Origin of the sequence: Neisseria sp. HMSC074B07 (assembly GCF_001810355.1) — a bacterium.
Taxonomy (GTDB): Bacteria; Pseudomonadota; Gammaproteobacteria; order Burkholderiales; family Neisseriaceae; genus Neisseria.
This window is the reverse complement of sequence record NZ_KV800966.1, coordinates 1,603-25,299: the sequence shown is the minus strand read 5'-3', so window position 1 is coordinate 25,299 and position 23,697 is coordinate 1,603. Positions and strand designations below refer to the sequence as shown.

Here is a 23,697-nt window from a genome sequence, read left to right as displayed (position 1 = left end):
CGCCGTATCATTGCAATTTTAATCCACTATATTTTCCAGTCAATCCAAAAAATAAAAAGCACGGTAATCAACCGTGCTTTTTGTAAAGCAAATCTGCTTATTTGTTTTTGTGCGAACGAAGATAATCCAAGGTTTTGAGCTGGGCAATCGCTGCGGCCAAGGCTTTGTGTGCTTCAGCCAGCGATTTATCGTCTTTGGCTTGAGAAATGCCGGTTTCCGCCGCTTTCTTGGCAGCTTCCGCGCGCTCCCGATCCATCTCGGAACTGCGTACGGCAACATCCGCCAACACAGTAAGTTGGTTGGGCTGCACTTCCAGCACTCCGCCGGAAACGGCAACAAGCACTTCTTCGGTTTCGCCCGGCACGGTCAAACGCAATGCACCGGGACGTACCAAACTCATAATCGGCTCGTGTCGCGGATAAATACCGAGCTCACCTTGAACAGTCGGAACCACTACAAAACTGGCTTCGCCTGAATAGATGTTCTGCTCGCTACTTACCACTTCAACTCGCATAATGCTCATGCCGACCTCCTTAGTTTAAGGTTTTCGCTTTCTCGACCGCTTCTTCGATACCGCCTACCATGTAGAAAGCTTGTTCAGGCAGATGGTCGTATTCACCGTTCAAGATAGCTTTAAAGCCGGCAATGGTGTCACGCAGCGATACATATTTGCCGGGAGAGCCAGTAAATACTTCGGCAACGTGGAACGGTTGCGACAGGAAGCGTTGAATCTTACGCGCACGCATCACGGTCAGTTTATCTTCGTCTGACAATTCGTCCATACCCAGAATAGCAATAATATCGCGCAATTCTTTGTATTTTTGCAGGGTAGATTGTACGCCGCGGGCTACGTCATAGTGTTCTTGACCCAATACCATCGGATCCAGTTGGCGCGAAGTGGAATCGAGCGGGTCAACTGCGGGGTAAATACCCAAGGAGGCAATATCACGGCTCAATACGACAGTAGCGTCCAAGTGGGCAAATGTCGTTGCAGGAGACGGGTCAGTCAAGTCATCGGCAGGTACATATACGGCTTGAATAGAAGTAATGGAGCCTGTTTGGGTAGAGGTAATACGCTCTTGCAAACGACCCATTTCTTCAGCCAATGTCGGTTGGTAACCTACTGCTGAAGGCATACGGCCCAACAATGCGGATACTTCGGTACCGGCCAGGGTGTAACGGTAGATATTGTCCACGAAGAACAATACGTCACGGCCTTTGCCGCTTTCGTCTTTTTCATCACGGAAGTATTCGGCCATCGTCAAACCGGTCAAGGCTACACGCAGACGGTTGCCCGGAGGTTCGTTCATCTGACCGTAAACCATCGCTACTTTGTCCAATACGTTGGAATCTTTCATCTCGTGGTAGAAGTCATTACCTTCACGGGTACGCTCACCCACACCTGCGAACACGGACAAACCGCTATGCGCTTTGGCGATGTTGTTAATCAATTCCATCATGTTGACGGTTTTGCCTACACCGGCACCACCGAACAGACCTACTTTACCGCCTTTGGCAAACGGACACAGCAAGTCAATCACTTTAATACCAGTTTCCAACAGCTCAGTAGTCGCAGACAGTTCGTCAAATTTCGGAGCTGTCTGATGGATGGCACGGTGTTTGTCGGTATCAATCGGACCTGCTTCATCAACAGGCGTCCCCAATACATCGACAATACGTCCCAAAGTGCCTTTACCTACCGGCACTGTAATCGGCGCACCTGTATTGCTTACAGTCATGCCGCGTTTCAAACCATCCGAACTACCCATTGCAATAGTACGGACTACGCCGTCACCCAGAAGCTGTTGTACTTCCAAAGTCAGGCCGTTTGCATCCAATTTCAGGGCGTCGTAAACACGCGGAATGGCATCACGCGGAAACTCCACGTCAACTACCGCACCAATAATTTGTACGATTTTGCCTTGGCTCATTATCGTATCCTAATTTCCTGTTCAGGTTTCAGACGACATTAAACTGCCGCCGCACCTGCTACAATTTCTGACAATTCCGTGGTAATCGCAGCTTGACGCGATTTGTTATATACCAAACGCAACTCTTTAATGGCATTGCCTGCATTGTCGGTGGCTGCTTTCATTGCCACCATACGCGCAGCTTGCTCAGATGCCATATTGTCACTCAATGCTTGGTAAACCACAGACTCTAAATAGCGGCGAACCAGATATTCCAACACAGCGACAGGACTTGGCTCATAACGGTATTCCCAACTGAATGAAGAATAACTCTCCTCGTCTTCTATCACATTTTCGCCGATAGGCAGCAGAACCTCCAATCGTGGTTCTTGACGCATGGTATTCACAAAACACGAATATACTAAATGTATTTTATCCAACTCATGCTTCTCGTAACGTTGGAAGATTTCAGTCAATGGACCAAGCAGCAATTCCATTTTTGGGGTATCACCCAAATTAATCGCACTGGCAATAACGTTCAAACCGATGTTTTGACAAGCTGCCAAACCTTTACTACCTAAACAGACGACATCAACTTCAATGCCTTGTTCTTGGTATTCTTGGACTTGCGCTAAGAATTTCTTCAAAACATTCGCGTTCAAACCACCGCAAAGACCTTTATCAGAGGTGATTAAAATGAAACCTACCCGACGTGTTTCACGATGAGGTGCCAATAATTTAATACCGTGATCTTCATGGGTTCGCGCCAAATGACTCATAACTGTCCGTACTTTTTCGGCATACGGACGCGCCAAGCGCATCCGTTCCTGAGTCTTCCGCATTTTAGAGGTTGACACCATCTGCATCGCTTTAGTGATCTTTTGAGTATTTTGAACACTACGGATTTTGGTGAGAATCTCTTTTCCGACTGCCATTTCAGACTCCTTTCATTTCAGCTCTCAAGCTTGGTAAGCATAAGAAGATTTGAAAGAATTCATGGCTTCAGTCAATGCTTTTTCGCTTTCATCGGACATCGCACCTGATGCATTGATTGCTTCTAAAACACCAGGATGCTGAGTGCGTACAAAGCTCAAAAATTCTGCTTCGAAAGCCAGTGCCTTGGATACCGGTACATCTTCGTAAGAACCATTATTAATGGCCCACAAGGTCAAAGCCATTTCGGCTGTATCCAACGTGCTGAATTGTTTTTGCTTCATCAATTCAGTAACCACTTCACCGTGTTGCAGCTGTTTGCGTGTAGCTTCATCCAAATCGGAAGCAAATTGCGAGAAGGCTGCCAACTCACGATATTGGGCAAGTGCCAAACGGATACCGCCACCCAGTTTTTTAATTACTTTGGTTTGCGCAGCACCACCTACGCGCGATACCGAAATACCGGCATTAATCGCAGGACGGATACCGGCGTTAAACAAGTCGGTTTCCAAGAAAATCTGACCGTCGGTAATCGAAATCACGTTTGTCGGTACGAATGCAGAGACGTCGCCGGCTTGCGTTTCAATAATCGGCAATGCAGTCAGAGAGCCTGTTTTGCCCTTCACTTCGCCATTGGTCAGTTTTTCAACTTCGTGTTCATTTACACGGGCAGCACGCTCCAACAAACGGGAGTGCAGATAGAAAACGTCGCCAGGATATGCTTCACGACCGGGAGGACGGCGCAGCAACAGGGAAATTTGACGGTAAGCAACAGCTTGTTTGGACAAGTCATCATATACAATCAATGCGTCTTCACCGCGATCGCGGAAAAACTCGCCCATCGTACAACCTGCATAAGGTGCGATATATTGCAGAGCAGCAGCTTCAGAAGCGGTCGCCGCAACCACAATAGTGTGTTCCATTGCGCCATGCTCTTCCAATTTGCGTACTACGTTGGCAATAGAAGATGCTTTTTGACCGATTGCAACATAAATACAGATAACGCCCGTACCTTTTTGGTTGACAATAGCATCCAATGCTACGGCTGTTTTACCTGTTTGACGGTCACCAATGATCAGCTCACGTTGACCGCGACCAATCGGAACCATTGAGTCAATGGCCTTCAGACCGGTTTGCATAGGCTGGTCAACTGATTTACGGGCAATTACACCCGGTGCAATTTTTTCGATTGGCGCTGTGGAAGATGTGTTGATCGGGCCTTTGCCATCAATCGGGCGACCCAATGCATCTACAACGCGACCAACCAATTCACGGCCGACAGGTACTTCCAAAATACGGCCGGTACAAGTAACTGTGTCGCCTTCTTTAATATGTTCGTATTCACCCAACACTACGGCGCCGACGGAGTCACGCTCCAAGTTCATCGCCAAACCGAAAGTGTTACCCGGGAATTCGAGCATCTCACCTTGCATTGCGTCTGACAAGCCATGAATACGAACAATACCGTCTGTTACAGAAATAACCGTACCACGGGTACGTACTTCTGTATTTCCAGACAGATTTTCAATTTTAGCTTTAATCAAATCGCTAATTTCAGCAGGATTAAGCTGCATGAAAACTCTCCTAATTTGTCATAGTCGCATACAGGGCATTCAATTTACCCCGCACCGACAAATCCAAGACCTGGTCACCCACTTCAACTTTGACACCGCCAATTAATTCAGGCGCGACTTCAGTTGTAATCTGCAACTTACTGTCAAAGCGTTTTTTCAATATTTCAGCCAACTCAGCCAATTGATCTTCAGTCAATGGATAAGCACTGTAAATTACAGCGGACTTAGTATGATTGAATGACAAGGTTAAAGCTTGATATTGAGCATAGACTTCAGGCAATACAGGCAAACGTTTTTGCTCTGCCAGAACAGTAATGAAATTCTTCAATTCATCACTTTTTAATTCAACGAGTTCGGCAAGTACATTTACCTTTTCAGAAGTATTGATTTCAGGTTGCTCAAGAAAAGAAATTACTTTCTGATTTTGAACAACCGCGGCTAATTCTTCCAGTCCGCCCAACCAAGACTCAATTTGGTTTTTTTCCTGCGCCAGATTAAACAATGCTTTCGCATAAGGCCTGGCAATCGTTGCGAACTCAGCCATAAGATTACAGCTCCTGTTTTAAAGCGCTGAGCAGCTGCGCATGTTTTGAAGTATCTACTTCACTGCGCAAAATAGACTCTGCACCTTTAACCGCCAACGCAGCAACTTGTTCACGCAAAACTTCGCGTGCACGATTCATTTCTTGCTGGGCATCAGCTTTAGCTTGTGCTGTAATCCGCACTGCCTCGACAGTAGCTTGCTCTTTCGCTTCTTCTACGATTTTGGCGGCACGTTTTTCGGCGTTTGCTACCATTTCGGAAACTTGGTTACGCCCTTCAGCCAAGAGTTCTGCAACTTTCTTCTCTGCCTGTTCAAAATCGCTCTTACCGCGCTCGGCAGCAGCCAAGCCTTCGGCAATTTTTGCGGCACGCTCATCCAATGCTTTTGCGATTGGCGGCCACACGAATTTCATGGTAAACCAAACCAAACCGAAAAAGACGATGATTTGAGCGAATAAGGTTGCATTAATATTCACGTTAGTTAACCTTCGTACTAGTGTTAATCAAACAGACCGAAGTCTGTACCTAGACGGATCACGCCGTTTGATTATGCACCAAATGGTTTAACGAAGGCGAACAACAGTGCAATAGCTACACCAATCAGGAATGCAGCATCAATCAGACCAGCAATCAGGAACAATTTAGTTTGCAGCGGACCAATCAATTCAGGTTGACGAGCAGAAGACTCCAGATATTTGGAACCGACCATTGCGATACCGATAGAGGCACCCAATGCACCCAATGCTACGATCAAACCACATGCAATTGCTACCAAACCCATTTTTTACTCCTTGAGAAAACAAAGAAAGTTAATGAAAAACTACCTAATAAATTAATGTGCATCATGAGCTTGTCCGATATAGACAAACGCCAAGGCCATAAAGATAAATGCCTGCAGGGTAATCACCAAGATATGGAAAATCGCCCATGCCAATCCGGCAAGGATGTGGAAACCAAACAGAATCGGATCCAACACTTCAACGCTTCCAGATGTCGCCCAAGCGCCACCCAGCAAAGCAATCAGAAGGAACACCAGCTCGCCGGCATACATGTTACCGAACAACCGCATACCGTGAGAAACTGTTTTAGAGAGGAATTCGACCAGATTCAAAAGGAAGTTGGCGGGAGCAAGTTTGGCACCGAATGGAGCGCTGAACAACTCATGAATCCAACCACGGATACCTTTGATTTTTATATTGTAATAAATACAAATCACCAAGACACCGATAGCCAACGCTAATGTGGTATTCAAATCTGCGGTCGGTACAATACGCAACAATGCATGATGGTTACCGGTAATGTTTTGCCACAGCCACGGGAACAAATCGACCGGCAGCATATCCATGGCATTCATCAGGAAAATCCATACAAACAGCGTCAAGCCTAACGGAGCAATGGCTTTTCGAGATTGCTCATTGTGAATAATGCTTTTACACATATCATCCACAAACTCAAACAAAATCTCGACGGCAGCCTGAAAACGTCCGGGCACACCCGCCGTCGCCTTCCTGGCCCCACGCAAAAGTAGGAAACTTCCGATTACACCCAACAATACAGAGAAAAATATTGCATCAATATTAATAAAAGAAAAATCAGCAATATTATCCAAGCCTTGTCCTTTAGCGACATCGGAAAGGCTGGTCAAACTTTGCAAGTGGTGCGTGATGTAATCAGTAGCAGTAATTTTGTCACCTGCCATAATGCTTCACTCTCAACAATACTAAAAAAACCAAATGGCTGACACCGAGCAATCCGAACAAGAACGGAAAGAATATCAAAGACTGATGCCAAACTGCGAATACGGCAAGCATCATTACCAGCGACAGCACTACTTTTAAAACTTCCCCAATAATGAACGCTTTACCATGATACAAAGGGTTACACTTGGAAAGTTTTAAAAGTAAAACCGCGAAAGCGGAGGGAATAAGATAGGAAAACCCGCCTGCGACAGCAGACCAAAATCCTGCCAAACCTGAAAATGCGGCGCTAATCAGCGCAACCGCTGTCAAAACCAGAATTTGTAAGATGAGAATCTGCTTCATAAAAACGGGAAATCCCGACAGTAATGCGAGGCTAAATATAATCAAGAAGCCTATGAACGTCAAGCAATATGTTAATCTTTGTGAGTTCATATCCAACTTTGCCTTAACGTAAGGCAAAGAGTTCGCATTATATCACGCATTACATACAATTACAGACATTAGATTGCAGAATTTTCAATATTTTCATCTTGATTCTAAAAGCAGGTCATCTGAACGTTTCAGACGACCTTCGACATCAGGCTTTATAAGGGTTTCTGTTTTATTTCGTTTAAAATAAAACGATAAAAATCAGGCAAGTCTTTGGCGGATTTTCTTTTCGCAGAATATTCTGTGATTCAGGACATAACCCACATTAATACCATCATCATTCAACAACTGCCCATCCCTCTTTTTTCAGACGACCCCACCTTCAAACGTCGTCTGAAACCCGTTTCCACTCCAACGCCAAATCATACAAGGCTTTTTTGCCTTCGCCGGTAATTTTGGCGGCAAGTTCGGCTGCCTGTTTGGTGGGCAGTTCGGCAGCGAGGATTTTCATAACATTTTGGGCGGTATCGGGCAAGGTATCGTGTTTTTCACGGGGCGCAGGATGGAGGATGAGCACCATTTCGCCGCGCGCCTGATTGCCGTCGTTTTTCAGGGTCGTCTGAATTTCAGTAACCGTGCCGCTAAGGAAGGTTTCGAAGGTTTTGGTGATTTCTCGGGCCAGGGTCAGGCTGCGTTCAGGGAAGAGAGCCGCCATGTCGGCAAGGGTGGCTTCGATGCGGTGCGGGGTTTCAAACATCACGACGGGGAAATCAGCCTGCGCCCATTTGGCAAGCAGCTTCTGCCGTTCGCCGGATTTCGGCGGCAAAAAACCGTTGAAGTAGAAATTGGGTTCGGTAACGCCTGCGACGCTCAATGCACCCATGACCGCGCTCGCGCCAACAACGGGGACGACTTTGAACCCAGCCTCGCGCACGCGGCGGGCGAGTTTTGCACCGGGATCGCAGACGGCAGGCGTCCCTGCGTCGGAAACTTGTGCGACAGTGAGGTCGTCTGAAAGATGGTTGATGATTTTGTCCGCCATTTGCTGTTCGTTATGCTCGCGCACGCTGACGAGTTTGCCCTGTATGCCGTATGCGCTCAGAAGCTGTGCGGTAACGCGCGTATCTTCGGCACAGATGATGTCGGCTTTTTGCAGGACGGCGAGTGCGCGCAGGGTGATGTCCGCCAAATTGCCGATGGGCGTGGCGACAACGTATAATGTCCGTTTTTCAATACTGTCGGCGGCTTTTTGAAGGTGTTTTTGAAACATGGCTTTATCAGGTCGTCTGAAAACAATATAACGATATTATACGGGGTAAACTTCCATGCGTCTGAACCACAAACAAGGGGTGGCGGGCGAAGATGCCGCGCTGGCATTTCTTCTTTCGCAAGGCTGCAAACTCGTGGCGCGCAACTGGCACTGCGCTTACGGCGAAATCGATTTGATTGTCAAAAACGGTAACATGATTCTGTTTGTTGAAGTAAAATACCGCAAAAATCAGGGTTTCGGCGGTGCCGCATACAGTATTTCGCCGTCTAAGTTATTGAAACTGCAACGGTCTGCGGAGTATTATCTGCAACAAAACGGCATGACGGATAGCGCGTGCCGCATCGATGCGGTGCTGATAGAAGGAAACCGCCCGCCCGAATGGATAAAGAATATTACAGGTTGACGATATGACGACATTACAAGAGCGCGTTGCCGCCCATTTCGCCGAAAGCATCCATGCCAAGCAGAAAGCCGAAAAAGTATTGGTCGAACCGACTGCTCAAGCAGCGGAATTGATGCTGCAATGCCTGATGAACGACGGCAAAATTTTAGCCTGCGGCAACGGCGGTTCGGCTGCCGACGCGCAGCACTTCGCCGCCGAAATGACCGGACGCTTTGAAAAAGAGCGCATGGAACTTGCCGCCGTCGCGCTGACGACGGACACTTCCGCGCTGACCGCCATCGGCAACGACTACGGCTTCGACCATGTGTTCAGCAAACAAGTGCGCGCGCTCGGACGTGCCGGCGACGTTTTGGTCGGCATCTCCACCTCCGGCAACTCCGCCAACGTTATCGAGGCCATCAAAGCGGCACACGAACGCGATATGCACGTCATCGCCATGACCGGCCGCGACGGCGGCAAAATCGCCGCTATGCTCAAAGACACCGACGTACTGCTCAACGTCCCCTACCCGCGCACCGCCCGCATTCAGGAAAACCATATCCTGCTGATACACGCCATGTGCGACTGCATCGACTCCATGTTGCTTGAAGGAATGTAAGCCTTTTTTCAGACGACCTCTTTTAAAGGTCGTCTGAAACATATCCGCCGAACCCATCATCAAGGAAAAAATATGAACATCAAACGTCATACCGCACCCGTTCTGACCGCCCTCCTCCTCAGCCTGACACTCAGCGGCTGTGTCGGCGTACTCCTCGGCGGAGCGGCAGTCGGCACCAAATCCGCCGTCGACCGCCGCACCACAGGCGCGCAAACCGACGACAACGTAATGGCGGTACGCGTCGAAACCACCGCCCGCTCCTACCTGCGCCAAAACAACCAAGCGCAGGGTTACACCCCCAAACTCAACGTCGTTGGCTACAACCGCCACCTGCTGCTGCTCGGACAAGTCGCCACTGAAGGCGAAAAACAATTCGTCGAACAAATCGCCCGTGCCGAACAAGCCGCCGAAGGCGTGTACAACTACATCACCGTTGCCCCCCAAGGACGCACCTTCGGCGACGTAACCAACGACACATGGGGCACATCCAAAGTCCGCACCGCCCTTTTGGGCCTCAAGCCCACCACGCAGGCGCGCGTCAAAATCGTGACCTACGGCAACGTGACCTATGTGATGGGTATCCTGACGCCTGAAGAACAAGAAAAAGTTACCCAACGCGTCAGCACCACCGTGGGCGTACAAAAAGTCGTTACCCTGTATCAAAACTACACCCAACAGCCATAGGATTGCCCCTTGACTGACAGGTCGTCTGAAACCTGATTTTGTTTCAGACGACCTATTACGATACAATCCGCCCGATTGATTTCATTTTTACCGATTTATCATGTCCAAAACCCCTAAATCCTCATTCCAACTCAAACCCAAACATTTAATCGGAGCCTTTTTCGGCGTCTGCATCATTGCCGTTGCCGCCTTGGTAATCGGCGTCATCAGCACCATCAAAAGCCACGATTCCCAAGAACGCGAAGCCATTAAAAACAAACCCGTTCCCAAAGACACCCCTGTCGAAGTCTGGCGCCCCATCGGCGCTCCCGAAGAGGACAGAACCAAGCCTGCCGCCAAAGCCGAACTTGACGACGACGAAAAAACCGATTCCAGAAATCCCGTCATCCCGCCCAAAAACAAATCAAACGGCAAAAACAGCAACACCGCCCCGACTGAGGACGAAGCCTCAGAAGACAAACCCGCCAATAACAAAGCAAACGCCAAACCTGCTGTAACCGAAACGCCCGATACCGAAGAAAAAACGCCGCGCAGCACACCCGCCGCAGCAGGCAACAGACGTACGCCGTCGGAACAGCCGGCCGAATCCAAACCCGCGGCAAAACCTGAACAGCGTCAACCCGAAGCAGCCAAGCCGGCACCTAAGCCGACGCCGAAACCTAAGGCTCCTTCCAAATCCAAAGAAGTCATCGACAATCTATTCTAGTGCGGACTGGCATTCGGCTTTAATTTGAACTTCAGGCATCAGCCCCAAATCAAAAAGTAAAGCCGAAACGTCCGCACACCTCGTTGCAGTGTTCCAAAAGCAAGCTGCCGACTCATCCCCTTCCCTTTCAGACGACCTTTGTGCCGCAACAAGGTCGTCTGAAACCATCAAGGAAACAACATGAACGAAATCATCATTAAAACCCCCGAAGAAATCGAGAAAATGCGCGAACTGGGCAAACTCGTTGCCGAAGCCCTCGACTACATCGGACAATTCGTCAAACCCGGCGTAACCACCAACGAAATCGACAAACTCGTTTACGACTACCACGTCAACGTCCAAGGCGGCTATCCCGCCCCCCTGCACTACGGCAACCCGCCCTACCCCAAATCCTGCTGCACCTCCGTCAACCACGTCATCTGCCACGGCATTCCCGACGACAAACCGCTCAAAGAAGGCGACATCATCAACATCGACCTGACCATCAAAAAAGACGGCTTCCACGGCGACTCCAGCCGTATGTTTACCGTCGGAAAAGTCTCCCCCATCGCCCAACGCCTGATCGACATCACCCACGAATCCATGATGGCGGGCATCGCCGCCGTCAAACCCGGCGCAACCTTGGGCGACATCGGCTACGCCTGCCAACAAGTTGCCGAAAACGCAGGCTACTCCGTCGTACAGGAATTTTGCGGCCACGGCATCGGACGCGGTTTCCACGAAGCCCCGCAAGTCCTGCACTACGGCAGGAAAGGACAAGGCGTCGTCCTGAAGCCCGGCATGATTTTCACCATCGAGCCGATGATCAACCAAGGCAAACGCCACCTGCGCATCCTAAACGACGGCTGGACGGTCGTGACCAAAGACCGCTCCCTCTCCGCCCAATGGGAACATGAAGTTTTAGTGACAGAAACCGGCTACGAAATCCTGACCATCAGCCCTGCCACCGGCAAACCCTAATCTGTCAAACCATCCCGCTTTCAAAGCAAAAAGGTCGTCTGAAATATAAACAAGGTTGTTGGCGAAACCCACAAACCTCGTTTTCAGACGACCTTTTAAATTGCCTCTATCAAAACCATTCCTGACCACCCAATCCAGATCTAAACATCGGGCTGAGATATAGACAAATTTGCCCATCTCCACTGTACTTTCTCCATAATTTCATGCAAAACAATTATGTATAATAAATAATGTCAAACGCAACATTCCCGAAACGACTGTTTATTTGTGTAAAATATTACCGATACCCAATTACTATCCTATTGTTTTAAATGTTTTTTCTTCTATAAAATATTTAACTTGGAAATATTTAGCCAATTTATGAAGAATTCTACAAAACTTCTTTCGAATATACTGTCTAACAATTCAGTATAGATAGTTTTCTATGTCGCAATTAATGATTTCCCCTGTAAGGAACTTTGCTGCCGAAAACTAATTTGCACTTTCCCAATGTGAAGAAGCAGAATTGCTTATCAACAAACAATACAGAAGAAAAAGGAATTTTCATGAAGTCGTTTGAGAAAATTGACAACATCCGCGATATCCGCAAAAAACTCGGTTTGAACCAAATGGACTTTTGGAGCCGTATCGGCGTAACTCAGTCCGGTGGTTCACGTTACGAATCCGGTCGTAATATGCCCAAACCTGTACGCGAGCTGCTGCGCTTGGTACACATCGAACGCGTTGACTTGGCAAAAGTAAACCGCGACGACTTGGCAATTGCCTCCCTGCTGAAAAACCGCGACCCTGAGTTGTACGCTTCCTTGAAAAAAGAAGCCAAATCCGACAAAGGCAAATAAGCCCGTTTCAATTTGTTTCAAAAAGGTCGTCTGAAACGATATTCCGTTTCAGACGACCTTTTTGCGCTATAATCCGCAATTATTTTTTAAACAGACGTTTGCCCGCAAACCCTTTTACAGACAGCATTTTTTACCATGTTAGACAAATACAATCCCGCCGAAATCGAATCCAAACACTATCAAAACTGGGAAACCCAAGGTTATTTCCAGCCCGATATGGATTTGACCAAACCGTCTTTTTCCATCCAACTGCCGCCGCCCAACGTAACCGGCACGCTGCACATGGGCCATGCCTTCAACCAAACCATCATGGACGGCCTGACCCGCTACTACCGCATGAAAGGCTGCAACACTGCCTGGATTCCGGGCACCGACCACGCGGGCATCGCCACGCAAATCGTGGTCGAGCGTCAGCTTGCCGCTCAAAACGTGTCGCGTCATGACTTGGGGCGCGAAAAATTCTTGGAAAAAGTGTGGGAATGGAAAGAAGTGTCCGGCGGCACGATTACGCAGCAGATGCGCCGCGTGGGTTGTTCTGCCGACTGGACGCGCGAGTATTTCACGATGGACGACGTGCGCGCCGAAACCGTTACCGAAGTGTTCGTGCGCCTGTATGAGCAAGGCTTGATTTACCGCGGCAAACGCTTGGTGAACTGGGATCCCGTGCTCGGCACGGCGGTATCGGATTTGGAAGTGGAAAGCGTGGAAGAACAAGGCTCTATGTGGCACATCCGCTATCCGCTGGCGGACAATCCCGCCGAAGCCGTTATCGTGGCGACCACCCGCCCTGAAACGCTGCTGGGCGACGTTGCCGTTGCCGTCAATCCTGAAGACAAACGTTATACCCATTTGATCGGCAAAGAATTAATCCTGCCGCTGACCGGCCGCACCATCCCCGTGATTGCCGACGAATACGTTGAAAAAGACTTCGGTACCGGCTGCGTGAAAATTACGCCTGCACACGACTTCAACGACTACGAAGTCGGCAAACGTCACGACACGCGCCTGATTAACGTGTTTGACTTGGAAGCCAAAGTGCTGGCAAACGCCGAAGTGTTCAACTTCAAAGGCGAAGCGCAACCAGGCTTTGCCCTGCCTGAAAAATACGCAGGTTTAGACCGCTTTGCCGCGCGCAAACAAATGGTTGCCGATTTGCAGGAACAAGGCTTGTTGGTCGAAATCAAAGCGCACACGCTGATGACGCCGAAAGGCGACCGTACCGGCTCAGTGATTGAGCCGATGCTGACCAGCCAATGGTTTGTCTCTATGAAGGGTAAACCAAACCAATTGGATAAGGTTAGCATGGATCGTATTAACCAAATGCATGAAAATGGTAGTGGTCAAATAACTTTCCGCAGTCAGCCACTATTTCCTGAACCCGACAGCGAATTCAAAGGCTTAAGCCTCGCCGAAAAAGCCAAAAAAGCCGTCGACAGCGGCGCGGTACGCTTCATCCCCGAAAACTGGGTCAATACCTACAACCAATGGATGAACAACATCCAAGACTGGTGCATCTCGCGCCAACTGTGGTGGGGGCATCAAATCCCCGCGTGGTACGATGAAGCAGGCAATGTTTACGTTGCCCGCAATCAGGCGGAAGCCGAAAAACAAGCCGGCAAAACAGGCTTGACCCGCGAAGAAGACGTATTGGATACATGGTTCTCCTCCGCGCTCGTGCCGTTCTCCACGCTCGGCTGGCCGTCTGAAACCGACGAACTCAAAGCCTTCCTGCCGTCCAACGTCTTGGTAACAGGCTACGAAATCATCTTCTTCTGGGTGGCGCGCATGATTATGATGACCACCCACTTCACCGGCAAAGTACCGTTTAAAGACGTGTACATCCACGGCATCGTGCGCGACCACGAAGGCAAAAAAATGTCCAAATCCGAAGGCAACGTCATCGATCCCGTCGATTTGATTGACGGCATCGACTTGGACAAGCTGCTGGTGAAACGCACGACCGGTCTGCGCAAACCCGAAACCGCGCCGAAAGTGGAAGAAGCCACGAAAAAACTCTTCCCCGAAGGCATCCCCAGCATGGGCGCGGACGCTTTGCGCTTCACCATGGCGAGCTACGCCAGCTTGGGTCGTTCGGTCAACTTCGACTTCAAACGCGCCGAAGGCTACCGCAACTTCTGCAATAAAATCTGGAACGCCACCAACTTCGTCTTGATGAACACCGAAAACCAAGACTGCGGCTACGGCGCAACCGCCGCCGAACCGCGCGGCTACTCCTTCCCCGATATGTGGATCATAGGCCGTCTGAATCAGACCATCGAGCAAGTAACGCAAGCCTATGAAACCTACCGCTTTGATTTGGCGGCGGAAACCCTGTACAGCTTCGTGTGGAACGACTATTGCGACTGGTATCTGGAACTCGCCAAAGTGCAGCTTCAAACCGGCTGCGCCAGCCGCCAGCGCGCCACACGCCATACCTTATTGCGCGTACTCGAAGCCGCCCTGCGCCTGCTGCATCCGATTATCCCGTTCATTACCGAAGAACTGTGGCAAACCGTCGCCCCCATGTGCGACGCGAAAACCGCCGACAGCATCATGCTCGCCCGTTTCCCCGAAGCCGACCGCGAACAAATCGTTCAGACGACCTTCGAGCAAATGACCGTGTTACAGGATTTGATTGGCGCCGTCCGCAACCTGCGCGGCGAAATGGGCATCCAGCCCAACGTAAAAGCCCCGCTGTTTGTCGAAAGCGCGGACGACTTGGCGGACTACCTCAAATACCTGCCGATGATGACCCGCCTGACCGAAGCACAGCAAGTCGCCGCCCTGCCCGAAAGCGAAGACGCGCCCGTCGCCGTCTGCAACGGCGCGCGCCTGATGCTGAAAGTCGAAATCGACAAAGCCGCCGAAACCGCCCGTTTGAGCAAAGAGGCCGAGAAGCTGCAAAAAGCCTTGGACAAACTCAATGCCAAACTCTCCAAACCCGGCTACACCGAAAAAGCCCCCGCGCATCTGGTTGAAAAAGACAAAGCCGATTTGGCGGAGTTGGAAGATAAGATGGCGAAAGTTCAAAATCAGTTGGCGAAGTTGAAAGACTAAATCAGCCCTGTATTTGAAGAACAAAAGCTACCTGAAAACCGAAAATAGGTTTTCAGGTAGCCTTTATTTCGTCCGGATTTGTCGCCTCTGCCGCAGCCTTCAACTCCATCGCTCGGGTATAAAACGCGTGGGCATCCATTCCCGCCTCTGCAAAAGCGGCAATCGGAATAAAATAGGCGATGTTACGGTCGATATAAAACAGCAGGAATGCTTGGTCTTCGATGATACGTTCCACGCCTGCCCAATGATGAAAATGCCTGTTGCGCCCTGCTTCCTCCTGTGTCAAGCCTTCGGCTGAAAGGCTAAGGGAGAAACGCCGCCCTTTCAGAGGATGGGCAGCTCTGCGGGCAAAGCTGCGATATGTCCAACGCTGATCAAAATACATCACCATGGAGGTGGCGTAGATGAGACCCGCCATTATCCATAGGGAGCTGCTGTCGTCTCTGGCTTTATACAGACAGTACTCCAAACTGTCAGTTTGCGAATCGGCAAACAGATAGCAGTTTTGAACATAGGTGTTGTTGATGCCGTTAAACAACCAACAAGCAAAGACGAATAGAATGCCCCACATCAGCAGGAACGCAGCCGAACCAAACCAATATTTGCGCCGCCAATCAGGCTCTATATAACGCAAAAGCCGCTTTCCCGCATAGCGTCTGTCTTGATCAGTAGGAGAGAAGGATATTTGCAGGTGGTCAGTTTGCCGGGGTTCTGTGTACATAGCGCATCCCAAGATTGCTCGTGATTCAGGCAATCACATTTTATGTGAAATAAGCCGTGTGGTGCAGTTTTATCGATGCAAAACCGACCTTTCCTACGACTTAAATCTTCTTGAAAAGGTCGTCTGAAACACCGTTTCCGCATCTTTTATTACTTTTAGTGAACCTTCCTACTACGCCTTGTACGGTTTGCCGCATACGCCGCAATCCGGATTTTTGTGGACGCGGAATGTCTGCCATTTGGCGGTGAGGGTGTTGTAGGTCGTCAGTTTGCCGTGTGTCGGTTCGCCTGCGCCGGTGAGAATTTTGAGGGCTTCGGCGGCTTGGGTGGCGCCGATGATGCCGACCAACGGAGAAAATACGCCGAACAGGGCGCAGGCGCCGTCGTCGGCGGTGTCGCCGTCAAACAGGCAGGCGTAGCAAGGACTGTCGGGCAAATCAGGGCGGTACACGGCGATTTGCCCTTCAAAACGCACGGCGGCGCCGGAAACCAGCGGGGTACGGGTGGCAACGGCGGCGCGGTTGATGGCTTGGCGGGTGGGATAGTTGTCGGTGCAGTCGAGGACGATGTCGGCGGCGCGCATGAGTTCGGTCAGGCGGACTTCGTCCAGCTTTTCGGTCAGGGCGGTAATGTCGCACGCGCTGTTGACGGCTTTCAGACGACCTGCCATCACTTGCGCTTTGGCTTGTCCGATGTCGGCTTCGGTGAAGGCGGTTTGGCGTTGGAGGTTGGTATCGTCTATGGTGTCGTGGTCGGCGATGATGAGTTTGCCGACGCCCGAAGCGGCAAGATACGGGAGGGCTGCCGCACCCAGCCCGCCGCAGCCGACGACGAGGACGCGGGCGGCAAGGATTTTTTCCTGCCCTTCGATACCGATTTCGTCGAGAAGGATGTGGCGGCTGTAACGGAGCAGTTGGTGGTCGTTCATGATGGGTCGTCTGAATGTTATATCGCGGATGGAATCGGCAAAACGGGCAACGCCGTCCCGATGTTTGCCCCCTGTTATATAGTGGCTTAACTTTAAACCGACGGCGTTACCTCGCCTTAGTTCAAAGAGAACGATTCCTCTAAGGTGCTGAAGCACCAAAGTGAATCGGTTCTGTACTGTCTGTACTGTCTGCGGCTTCATGGCCTTGTCCTGATTTAAATTTAATCCACTATATTCATCCGTATGCCTCATACCAAAGGTCGTCTGAAACCTCAAACCGGTTTTCAGACGACCTTTTTTTGTTCAATCAGAATTCGATGTTTTCGTAGGCATCGTCGAATACGAACGGGCCGCGTTCGCCGCCGCTTTCGGATTCGAGGTGGATGCGGGTCATCATCATGGACTGGTCGACTTCTTTCATCATGTCGTAAATGGATATGAGGGCGATGTTGACGCCGGTGACGGCTTCGGTCGTGATGCTTTTGCCGACTTCAGAGGAAACGGTTACGGTGGCTTTGACGTAGGCGAGTTCGACATCGACATCGAAATCGACGCGGACGTGTTGCAGGGGGAGGGGCTGGTAAAGCGGGACAAGCAGTCCGACCTGCTTGATGCCTTGGACGGCGGCGATACGGGCGACGTTGAGGATGCCTGCGTTTTGGGTGGCGTTTTCCGCCAAAACTTTGATGGCGGAGGTACTCATGTTGATAGAGCCGCTTGCCACGGCGGTGCGGACGGTGGGTTGGCGTTTGTCGTTTTCGCGTACGGAATTGAAGTTGAACATACTGTGCCTGCGTGAAAATAGGATTTTATGTCGTAGTATTTTACGGGATTTCTACGCTTCGGACTATGCTGCGGATACGAACGGCAGAATAATCGGACTGAAATGCACGGACGGCTTTGTTAAGGAATTAACGGCTTGACTTGTGCGGACGCGGGTTACATCAAGTTTCGGTGTTTTGCAACACCTTTTCCGATGGCGGTTTCAGACGACCTGCTATACAATGTTTTACGTTTGTTTTTAAGATAAATAAAGAGAGAAAATCATGCAACTGCATATCCTGAACAATCCCAAAGACGCGGCTCTAGCGGCAGACGCGGAATTTTTGAAACAATCTTTGTACAAACTCCTGCATGAAGAAGCCTCGCCTTTGGTGGTGGAAACGGTCAAACTGTTGTCCACTTCGGACGACAGCGCGGCTTTGATTGAGAAGGTTTTGCCGCAACTGGACGAACAGCAAACCCACGACCTGACGCTTGCCTGCGGCTTGTTCGCGCAGATTCTGAACATCGCCGAAGACGTACACCACGAACGCCGCCGCCAAATCCACGAAGAGGCGGGGCACGGCGGCGCGGAAGGCAGCTTGGCGGAAACGGTACGCAAACTCAAAGCGGCGAAAATCGGCGGCAAGGCGGTTCAAAAACAATTAAATACGACCAATGTTACCGCCGTTCTGACCGCGCACCCGACCGAAGTGCAACGCCAAACCGTGTTGAACTTCAACCGCCGCATCCGCGCCCTCCTGCCCCGCCGCGAACGCTGCACCCATGCCGACGCGCTGGCGGAATTGCGCCGCGAAATCGACACTATCTTATTGGGCTTATGGCAAACCAGCGAAACGCGCCACCACAAACTCAGCGTCAACGATGAAATCAACAACGGCGTATCCATCTTCCCGATGAGTTTCTTCGAGGCGCTGCCCAAACTCTACCGCAGCATGGAACGCGAGTTTCAGACGACCTATCCTGATGTGGACGTGCCCGACATCTTAAAAATCGGCGGCTGGATAGGCGGCGACCGCGACGGCAATCCGTTTGTCTCCGCCGAGACCCTGCGTTTTGCTTTCCGCCGCCATGCCGACGCGGTGTTCCGTTTTTACCGCGGCGAACTCGACAAACTCTACCGCGAGCTGCCGCTTTCCGTCCGCCGCGTCAAAGTCAACGACGACGTAATGGCGTTGTCGGACGAATCGCCAGACGAAGAAATCGCCCGCACCGAAGAGCCGTACCGCCGCGCCATCGCCTACATCATGGCGCGCGTGATGGGCAAAGCCCGCTCGCTCGGTTTGGGCATGGGCTGCAAATTCGGTTTCATGATGCCTTATGCCTCTGCACAAGAGTTTTCAGACGACCTCCACAAGCTGCAACGCTCCCTGCGCGACAACGGCAGCGCGCTTTTGGGCGAAGGCAGGCTCGCCGACCTGATCCGCTCCGTGTCCGTGTTTGGCTTCCACATGATGCCGCTCGACTTGCGCCAACACGCGGAAAAACACGCCGATGTCGTCGCCGAACTCTTCAAACACGCCGGTTTGGAAGACTACGCCAGCCTTTCCGAAACGGAAAAACAAACCGTCCTGCTGCGCGAGTTGAAACACCAGCGTCCGCTGTCCAGCCCGTTCATCACTTACAGCGAACACACCCGCCGCGAAATGGCGATTTTCAACGAAGCGCGCAACATCAAAGACGAATTCGGTGAAAACGCCGTTACCCAAAGCATCATCTCCAACTGCGAACAGCCCAGCGACCTGCTCGCGCTCGCGCTGCTGCTCAAAGAAAGCGGCCTGTTGACGGTCGAAAACGGCAAACCGCAAAGCCGCATCAACATCGTCCCGCTCTTCGAAACCATCGAAGCCCTCGAAAACGCCTGCCCCGTCATGGAAACCATGTTCAGCAACGAATGGTACCGCGACCTGCTGCAAAGCCGCGACAACATTCAGGAAATCATGCTCGGCTATTCCGATTCCAACAAAGACGGCGGCTACGTTACCAGCTCTTGGTGTCTCTATCAGGCGGAATTGGGTTTGGTCGAACTCTTCAAAAAATACGATGTCCGTATGCGCCTGTTCCACGGTCGCGGTGGCAGCGTCGGACGCGGCGGCGGCCCGTCTTACCAAGCCATTCTCGCCCAACCGGCGGGCAGCGTGGCGGGACAAATCCGCATCACCGAGCAAGGCGAAGTCATCACCGCCAAATACGCCGACCCCGGCAACGCCGTGCGCAACCTCGAAACCCTCGTCGCTGCGACGCTCGAAGCCAGCCTGCTACCCGATCAAAAAGACCCCGAACCCGCGCTCATGCAGGCATTGTCGGACGTATCGTTCAAATACTACCGCGAGCTGATTACCCACCCCGACTTCATTGACTATTTCCTGCAAACCAGCCCCATACAGGAAATCGCCACCCTCAACCTCGGCAGCCGCCCCGCCAGCCGCAAGACCTTGGCGCGGATACAGGATTTGCGCGCGATACCGTGGGTGTTCTCATGGATGCAAAACCGCCTCATGCTGCCCGCGTGGTACGGCTTCGGCAGCGCGGTGGAAAGCCTGTGCGAAGGCAAACCCGAAACCCTCGCCGCCCTGCAGGAACACGCGCAATACAACCCATTCTTCCAAGCCATGCTCTCCAATATGGAACAAGTGATGGCGAAAACCGACATCACCCTCGCCGAAAACTACGCCGGCTTGAGCGAATCGCCCGAAAAAGCCGCCATCATCTTCGGCATGATTAAGGAAGAATACCAACGCAGCCGCAAAGCCCTGCTCGACCTTTTGCAAACCGACGAACTCTTGCGCGACAACCGCAGCCTCGCCCGTTCGCTCGCCCTGCGGATTCCGTACCTGAATGCGCTCAACGGCCTGCAAGTCGCCATGCTCAAACGCCTGCGCAAAGACCCGCACGACCCGCACACCCTCCTGATGGTGCACCTGACCATCAACGGCGTGGCACAAGGTTTGCGCAATACAGGTTAAGGCAGCACGAAAAAAGGTCGTCTGAAAACCGTTTCAGACGACCTTTAGACCAAGCGCAAAACCGTAACGCGGGCTTTATCTGCGAAAGCCCATATTATTCTGCTACATCACTGTGTTTACAGGGATATGGCAGCCGCTTCGGCGTTGCAGATGATCAACGTACTGACACACTTTAGCGCGGTATTGCCCCATATCGCCGCACCATAACATTTCAGACGACCCCGAGGTCATCTGAAAAACAAAAACAGCTTACGTCAAGGCAGCCATCATTATGTCTGACATTGTATTTATCTTGTTATTCGGCAGGCTTCAACCCCACAGGACACCCGACTCATCCGACACGCCCGTCCCTTTTTGGCATTCGGCGGCAGGCTCGGCTTTGATTTATTTATGCATACGCATAGTGACAATCATCGTTCATGATTCGATTTCCAAAGCCATTGACAGCCTCCCCCTCATCCTGTTTCAAACCATCTGCATGTTCGGCTGCTTGCTTTTGTATTTCAAAATGTTGCGTGCCACGTCCAACCCGAAACGCCGCCGGTTTATCTATTGGGGACTGGGCATTCTTTCAGGTATAGCCTTAACCCCACTGACCGAAAAATTGTTTTATTTGGCGAACTTATTTATTATGCATTCACCAACGGGGAAATAGGCTGAATGCCGCCCCCTCTTTTTTCAGACGACCTCGAGGTCGTCTGAAAAACAAAAAAATCTTACTCACAAGGCAATAATCATGTTAGACATTATATTCATATTAACATTCGGCAGACTTCAAGCCTCAGGAACACTAGACTTCCCCGACAAGCTCTATCCCATCTGGAAATGGGCGGTAGGCGCGGGCGTGCTTTATGCTGTGATAATGACACTGATAGGCTACGTTTTTTACTCATTCTTCTCTCCCTTCAGCTTGTTACTGACTGCCGCCGTGTCATCTGCCTGGTTCGCACTCTATTTCAAACTGCTGCGCACCACCACTGACAAACCTACGCAGCACCGATCTATTTACTGGGGTGTCGGCATCGCTTCGGCATTTTTACTACCCTTCGCTCTAGGCTTTCTTAACGCATTGGTGCCCCTTCCGCAATAACCCTTTTCAGACGACCTTTTCCACACTTCCGCATACCATGCCGACCAAACCGCCCGCCTACCACATCACGCACAAAATCCGCCAAACCCGCCGCATTTCGCGTAAAAGCATCGCTTTTCTGTTCCTGCTGGCAGGTTCGGCGCTGGTTGCGCTGACCGCCCTCCTGTTTGCTTGGATGGCGGATTTCGCGTTAGAAACGAATGCGGAGCTGGTGCAAAAATATCCTTGGTTTGCCTGGGTCGCCCTGCCCTTAGGGCTGCCGCTCATCGTCTGGATCACCCGCCGTTTCGCCCCTTACACCTCCGGCAGTGGCATCCCGCAAGTGCTCGCCAGCCTCGCCCTGCCCTACGGCGCCAACAAAACCCGCCTGATCCGCCTCCGCGAAACCCTCCTCAAAATCCCGCTGACCTTCCTCGCCATGTGCGCAGGCGCATCCGTCGGGCGTGAAGGGCCGTCCGTCCAAGTCGGCGCGGCAGTCATGAGCGCGTGGGGCGCATGGTGTAAAAAACACGGCTTCGCCTTTCGCGGCATGCAGGAAAACGATCTTATCGCCGCAGGCGCGGCAGGCGGGCTGGCCGCCGCGTTCAACGCCCCGCTGGCAGGCGTGATTTTCGCCATCGAAGAACTCGGGCGCGAAGTCATGCTGCGTTGGGAGCGGCAAATCCTACTCGGCGTCCTCGCCGCCGGTTTCATCCAAGTCGCCATCCAAGGCAACAACCCCTATTTTTCAGGCTTCAGCGGCGACGCGCTCGACAATATGCTCGGCTGGGTATTGGGCTGCGGACTCGCGTGCGGCATCGCCGGCGGACTGTTCGGACGCACCCTGTATCTCGGTGCCACCGCCTTCGCCCCCGCCAAATGGCGCGAACACATCCGCCGCCATCCCCTGATTACCGCCGCCCTCATCGGCATCCTGCTCGCCGCCATCGGCACGCTTTACCAAGGCAAAACCTACGGCACAGGTTACCACGAAGCCGCCCAAGCCCTGCGCGGCATCCACGAAGCCCCCGCCGGACTCGCCGTCGCCAAATGGTTCTCCACCATCCTGACCTACTGGACAGGTACGCCCGGCGGCATCTTCACCCCATCCCTCACCATAGGCGCAGTCTTGGGCGAACGCATCGCCACCCTCACCGGACTCGCCCAAAGCACCCACGTCCTCGTCCTCATCTGCATGGCAGCCTTCCTCGCCGGCGCCACCCAATCGCCGCTCACCTCCGCCGTCGTCGTGATGGAAATGACCGGCGGACAAAACCTCCTCTTCTGGCTGCTCATCGCCTGCATCTTCGCCTCACAAGTCTCCCGCCAATTCTCCCCCCGCCCCTTCTACCACGCCGCAGGCACACGCTTCAAACGGCAGGTGGAACAAAGCGGACAGAAGTGAAGCCAGATATTGCCGATACGGGAAGGTGTAGGAAAGGTCGTCTGAAATGTTTAGCGATTCGCGGGCAAAGCCCACGCTACAAAGTTTGTTGGCAACACAATTGCCGTAGCGTGGACTCTGTCCACGAAAATGATTGACGCAAAAAGGTCGTCTGAAAACCCGATGTAGGTTTCAGACGACCTTTCATATTTGAACTTTCTATCGGTTTTGGCTGACTCGGTATCCGTAACGTAGGTTCCACCCACGAAGATATAGTGGATTAAATTTAAATCAGGACAAG

General features: G+C 51.5%; 24 protein-coding genes. 11 read left to right on the top strand and 13 right to left on the bottom strand.

Annotation, left to right across the window (positions count from 1 at the left end; genetic code table 11):
- Positions 1–97: 97 nt before the first annotated feature.
- From HMPREF2726_RS09465 to rsmI, 10 genes are all read right to left on the bottom strand, one after another.
- Positions 98–523 (bottom strand): F0F1 ATP synthase subunit epsilon, encoded by a 426-nt coding sequence (locus tag HMPREF2726_RS09465; RefSeq protein WP_009313131.1) that lies wholly within the window; start codon positions 521–523, stop codon positions 98–100.
- Positions 524–533: 10 nt separating this feature from the next.
- The gene (atpD, locus tag HMPREF2726_RS09460) at positions 534–1,931 is read right to left on the bottom strand and encodes a F0F1 ATP synthase subunit beta (protein WP_003760432.1); all 1,398 of its coding nucleotides are present in this window, start codon (positions 1,929–1,931) and stop codon (positions 534–536) included.
- A 38-nt stretch (positions 1,932–1,969) separates the two neighbouring features.
- A complete protein-coding gene (gene atpG / locus HMPREF2726_RS09455; RefSeq protein ID WP_003760435.1) occupies positions 1,970–2,845 on the bottom strand; it encodes a F0F1 ATP synthase subunit gamma in 876 nt (291 codons plus the stop codon).
- 24 nt (positions 2,846–2,869) lie between these two features.
- Positions 2,870–4,417, bottom strand: a complete 1,548-nt coding sequence (gene atpA / locus HMPREF2726_RS09450; protein ID WP_003760437.1) for a F0F1 ATP synthase subunit alpha — start codon at positions 4,415–4,417, stop codon at positions 2,870–2,872.
- Between the two features lie 10 nt (positions 4,418–4,427).
- Complete coding sequence (locus HMPREF2726_RS09445) at positions 4,428–4,961, bottom strand: F0F1 ATP synthase subunit delta (RefSeq protein WP_003760439.1); 534 nt, start codon at positions 4,959–4,961, stop codon at positions 4,428–4,430.
- Between the two features lie 4 nt (positions 4,962–4,965).
- On the bottom strand, positions 4,966–5,436 hold the full coding sequence (locus HMPREF2726_RS09440; RefSeq protein ID WP_003760441.1) for a F0F1 ATP synthase subunit B: 471 nt from the start codon (positions 5,434–5,436) through the stop codon (positions 4,966–4,968).
- A 71-nt stretch (positions 5,437–5,507) separates the two neighbouring features.
- Positions 5,508–5,741 carry a F0F1 ATP synthase subunit C gene (gene atpE / locus HMPREF2726_RS09435; RefSeq protein WP_003760443.1) on the bottom strand — a complete coding sequence of 78 codons (234 nt, stop codon included), beginning with the start codon at positions 5,739–5,741 and terminating at the stop codon, positions 5,508–5,510.
- Positions 5,742–5,792: 51 nt separating this feature from the next.
- Positions 5,793–6,659, bottom strand: coding sequence for a F0F1 ATP synthase subunit A (atpB, locus tag HMPREF2726_RS09430; protein ID WP_003768887.1), 867 nt, complete (start codon positions 6,657–6,659; stop codon positions 5,793–5,795).
- Entirely contained in the window at positions 6,649–7,002 is a 354-nt protein-coding gene (locus tag HMPREF2726_RS09425) for an ATP synthase subunit I (RefSeq protein WP_070603140.1), read from the bottom strand. Before HMPREF2726_RS09425 ends, atpB begins: the two co-directional genes overlap by 11 nt.
- Positions 7,003–7,411: 409 nt before the next feature.
- Entirely contained in the window at positions 7,412–8,299 is an 888-nt protein-coding gene (rsmI, locus tag HMPREF2726_RS09420) for a 16S rRNA (cytidine(1402)-2'-O)-methyltransferase (protein ID WP_049225536.1), read from the bottom strand.
- A 55-nt stretch (positions 8,300–8,354) separates the two neighbouring features.
- Between rsmI and HMPREF2726_RS09415 the strand changes: the two genes are divergently transcribed.
- The 7 genes from HMPREF2726_RS09415 to HMPREF2726_RS09385 all read left to right on the top strand — a co-directional run bounded on the left by HMPREF2726_RS09415 (position 8,355) and on the right by HMPREF2726_RS09385 (position 15,546).
- Complete coding sequence (locus HMPREF2726_RS09415; protein ID WP_003760451.1) at positions 8,355–8,702, top strand: YraN family protein; 348 nt, start codon at positions 8,355–8,357, stop codon at positions 8,700–8,702.
- A 4-nt stretch (positions 8,703–8,706) separates the two neighbouring features.
- Positions 8,707–9,300 (top strand): phosphoheptose isomerase, encoded by a 594-nt coding sequence (locus HMPREF2726_RS09410; RefSeq protein WP_009313135.1) that lies wholly within the window; start codon positions 8,707–8,709, stop codon positions 9,298–9,300.
- A gap of 72 nt (positions 9,301–9,372) precedes the next feature.
- Positions 9,373–9,984 (top strand): BON domain-containing protein, encoded by a 612-nt coding sequence (locus HMPREF2726_RS09405; protein ID WP_003760455.1) that lies wholly within the window; start codon positions 9,373–9,375, stop codon positions 9,982–9,984.
- 100 nt (positions 9,985–10,084) lie between these two features.
- Entirely contained in the window at positions 10,085–10,690 is a 606-nt protein-coding gene (locus HMPREF2726_RS09400) for a prolipoprotein diacylglyceryl transferase (protein ID WP_009313136.1), read from the top strand.
- 180 nt (positions 10,691–10,870) lie between these two features.
- Complete coding sequence (gene map, locus HMPREF2726_RS09395) at positions 10,871–11,650, top strand: type I methionyl aminopeptidase (protein ID WP_003768885.1); 780 nt, start codon at positions 10,871–10,873, stop codon at positions 11,648–11,650.
- 545 nt (positions 11,651–12,195) lie between these two features.
- Positions 12,196–12,489, top strand: a complete 294-nt coding sequence (locus HMPREF2726_RS09390) for a helix-turn-helix domain-containing protein (protein WP_003744960.1) — start codon at positions 12,196–12,198, stop codon at positions 12,487–12,489.
- 135 nt (positions 12,490–12,624) lie between these two features.
- Complete coding sequence (locus HMPREF2726_RS09385; protein ID WP_070603138.1) at positions 12,625–15,546, top strand: valine--tRNA ligase; 2,922 nt, start codon at positions 12,625–12,627, stop codon at positions 15,544–15,546.
- 52 nt (positions 15,547–15,598) lie between these two features.
- On the opposite strand, the gene HMPREF2726_RS09380 is transcribed toward HMPREF2726_RS09385, so the two are convergent.
- The 3 genes from HMPREF2726_RS09380 to HMPREF2726_RS09370 all read right to left on the bottom strand — a co-directional run bounded on the left by HMPREF2726_RS09380 (position 15,599) and on the right by HMPREF2726_RS09370 (position 17,978).
- On the bottom strand, positions 15,599–16,267 hold the full coding sequence (locus HMPREF2726_RS09380; RefSeq protein ID WP_009313138.1) for a YcxB family protein: 669 nt from the start codon (positions 16,265–16,267) through the stop codon (positions 15,599–15,601).
- 171 nt (positions 16,268–16,438) lie between these two features.
- On the bottom strand, positions 16,439–17,194 hold the full coding sequence (locus tag HMPREF2726_RS09375) for a HesA/MoeB/ThiF family protein (protein WP_009313139.1): 756 nt from the start codon (positions 17,192–17,194) through the stop codon (positions 16,439–16,441).
- A 307-nt stretch (positions 17,195–17,501) separates the two neighbouring features.
- Positions 17,502–17,978, bottom strand: coding sequence for a cyclic pyranopterin monophosphate synthase MoaC (locus tag HMPREF2726_RS09370; protein ID WP_003760475.1), 477 nt, complete (start codon positions 17,976–17,978; stop codon positions 17,502–17,504).
- 262 nt (positions 17,979–18,240) lie between these two features.
- On the opposite strand from HMPREF2726_RS09370, the gene ppc reads away from it, so the two are divergent.
- The 4 genes from ppc to HMPREF2726_RS09350 all read left to right on the top strand — a co-directional run bounded on the left by ppc (position 18,241) and on the right by HMPREF2726_RS09350 (position 23,417).
- Entirely contained in the window at positions 18,241–20,943 is a 2,703-nt protein-coding gene (gene ppc, locus HMPREF2726_RS09365) for a phosphoenolpyruvate carboxylase (RefSeq protein ID WP_070603135.1), read from the top strand.
- 271 nt (positions 20,944–21,214) lie between these two features.
- Positions 21,215–21,598 carry a hypothetical protein gene (locus HMPREF2726_RS09360; protein WP_070603133.1) on the top strand — a complete coding sequence of 128 codons (384 nt, stop codon included), beginning with the start codon at positions 21,215–21,217 and terminating at the stop codon, positions 21,596–21,598.
- 81 nt (positions 21,599–21,679) lie between these two features.
- Entirely contained in the window at positions 21,680–22,033 is a 354-nt protein-coding gene (locus HMPREF2726_RS09355; RefSeq protein WP_070603132.1) for a hypothetical protein, read from the top strand.
- A gap of 37 nt (positions 22,034–22,070) precedes the next feature.
- A complete protein-coding gene (locus HMPREF2726_RS09350) occupies positions 22,071–23,417 on the top strand; it encodes a chloride channel protein (protein WP_070603130.1) in 1,347 nt (448 codons plus the stop codon).
- Positions 23,418–23,697: the final 280 nt, after the last annotated feature.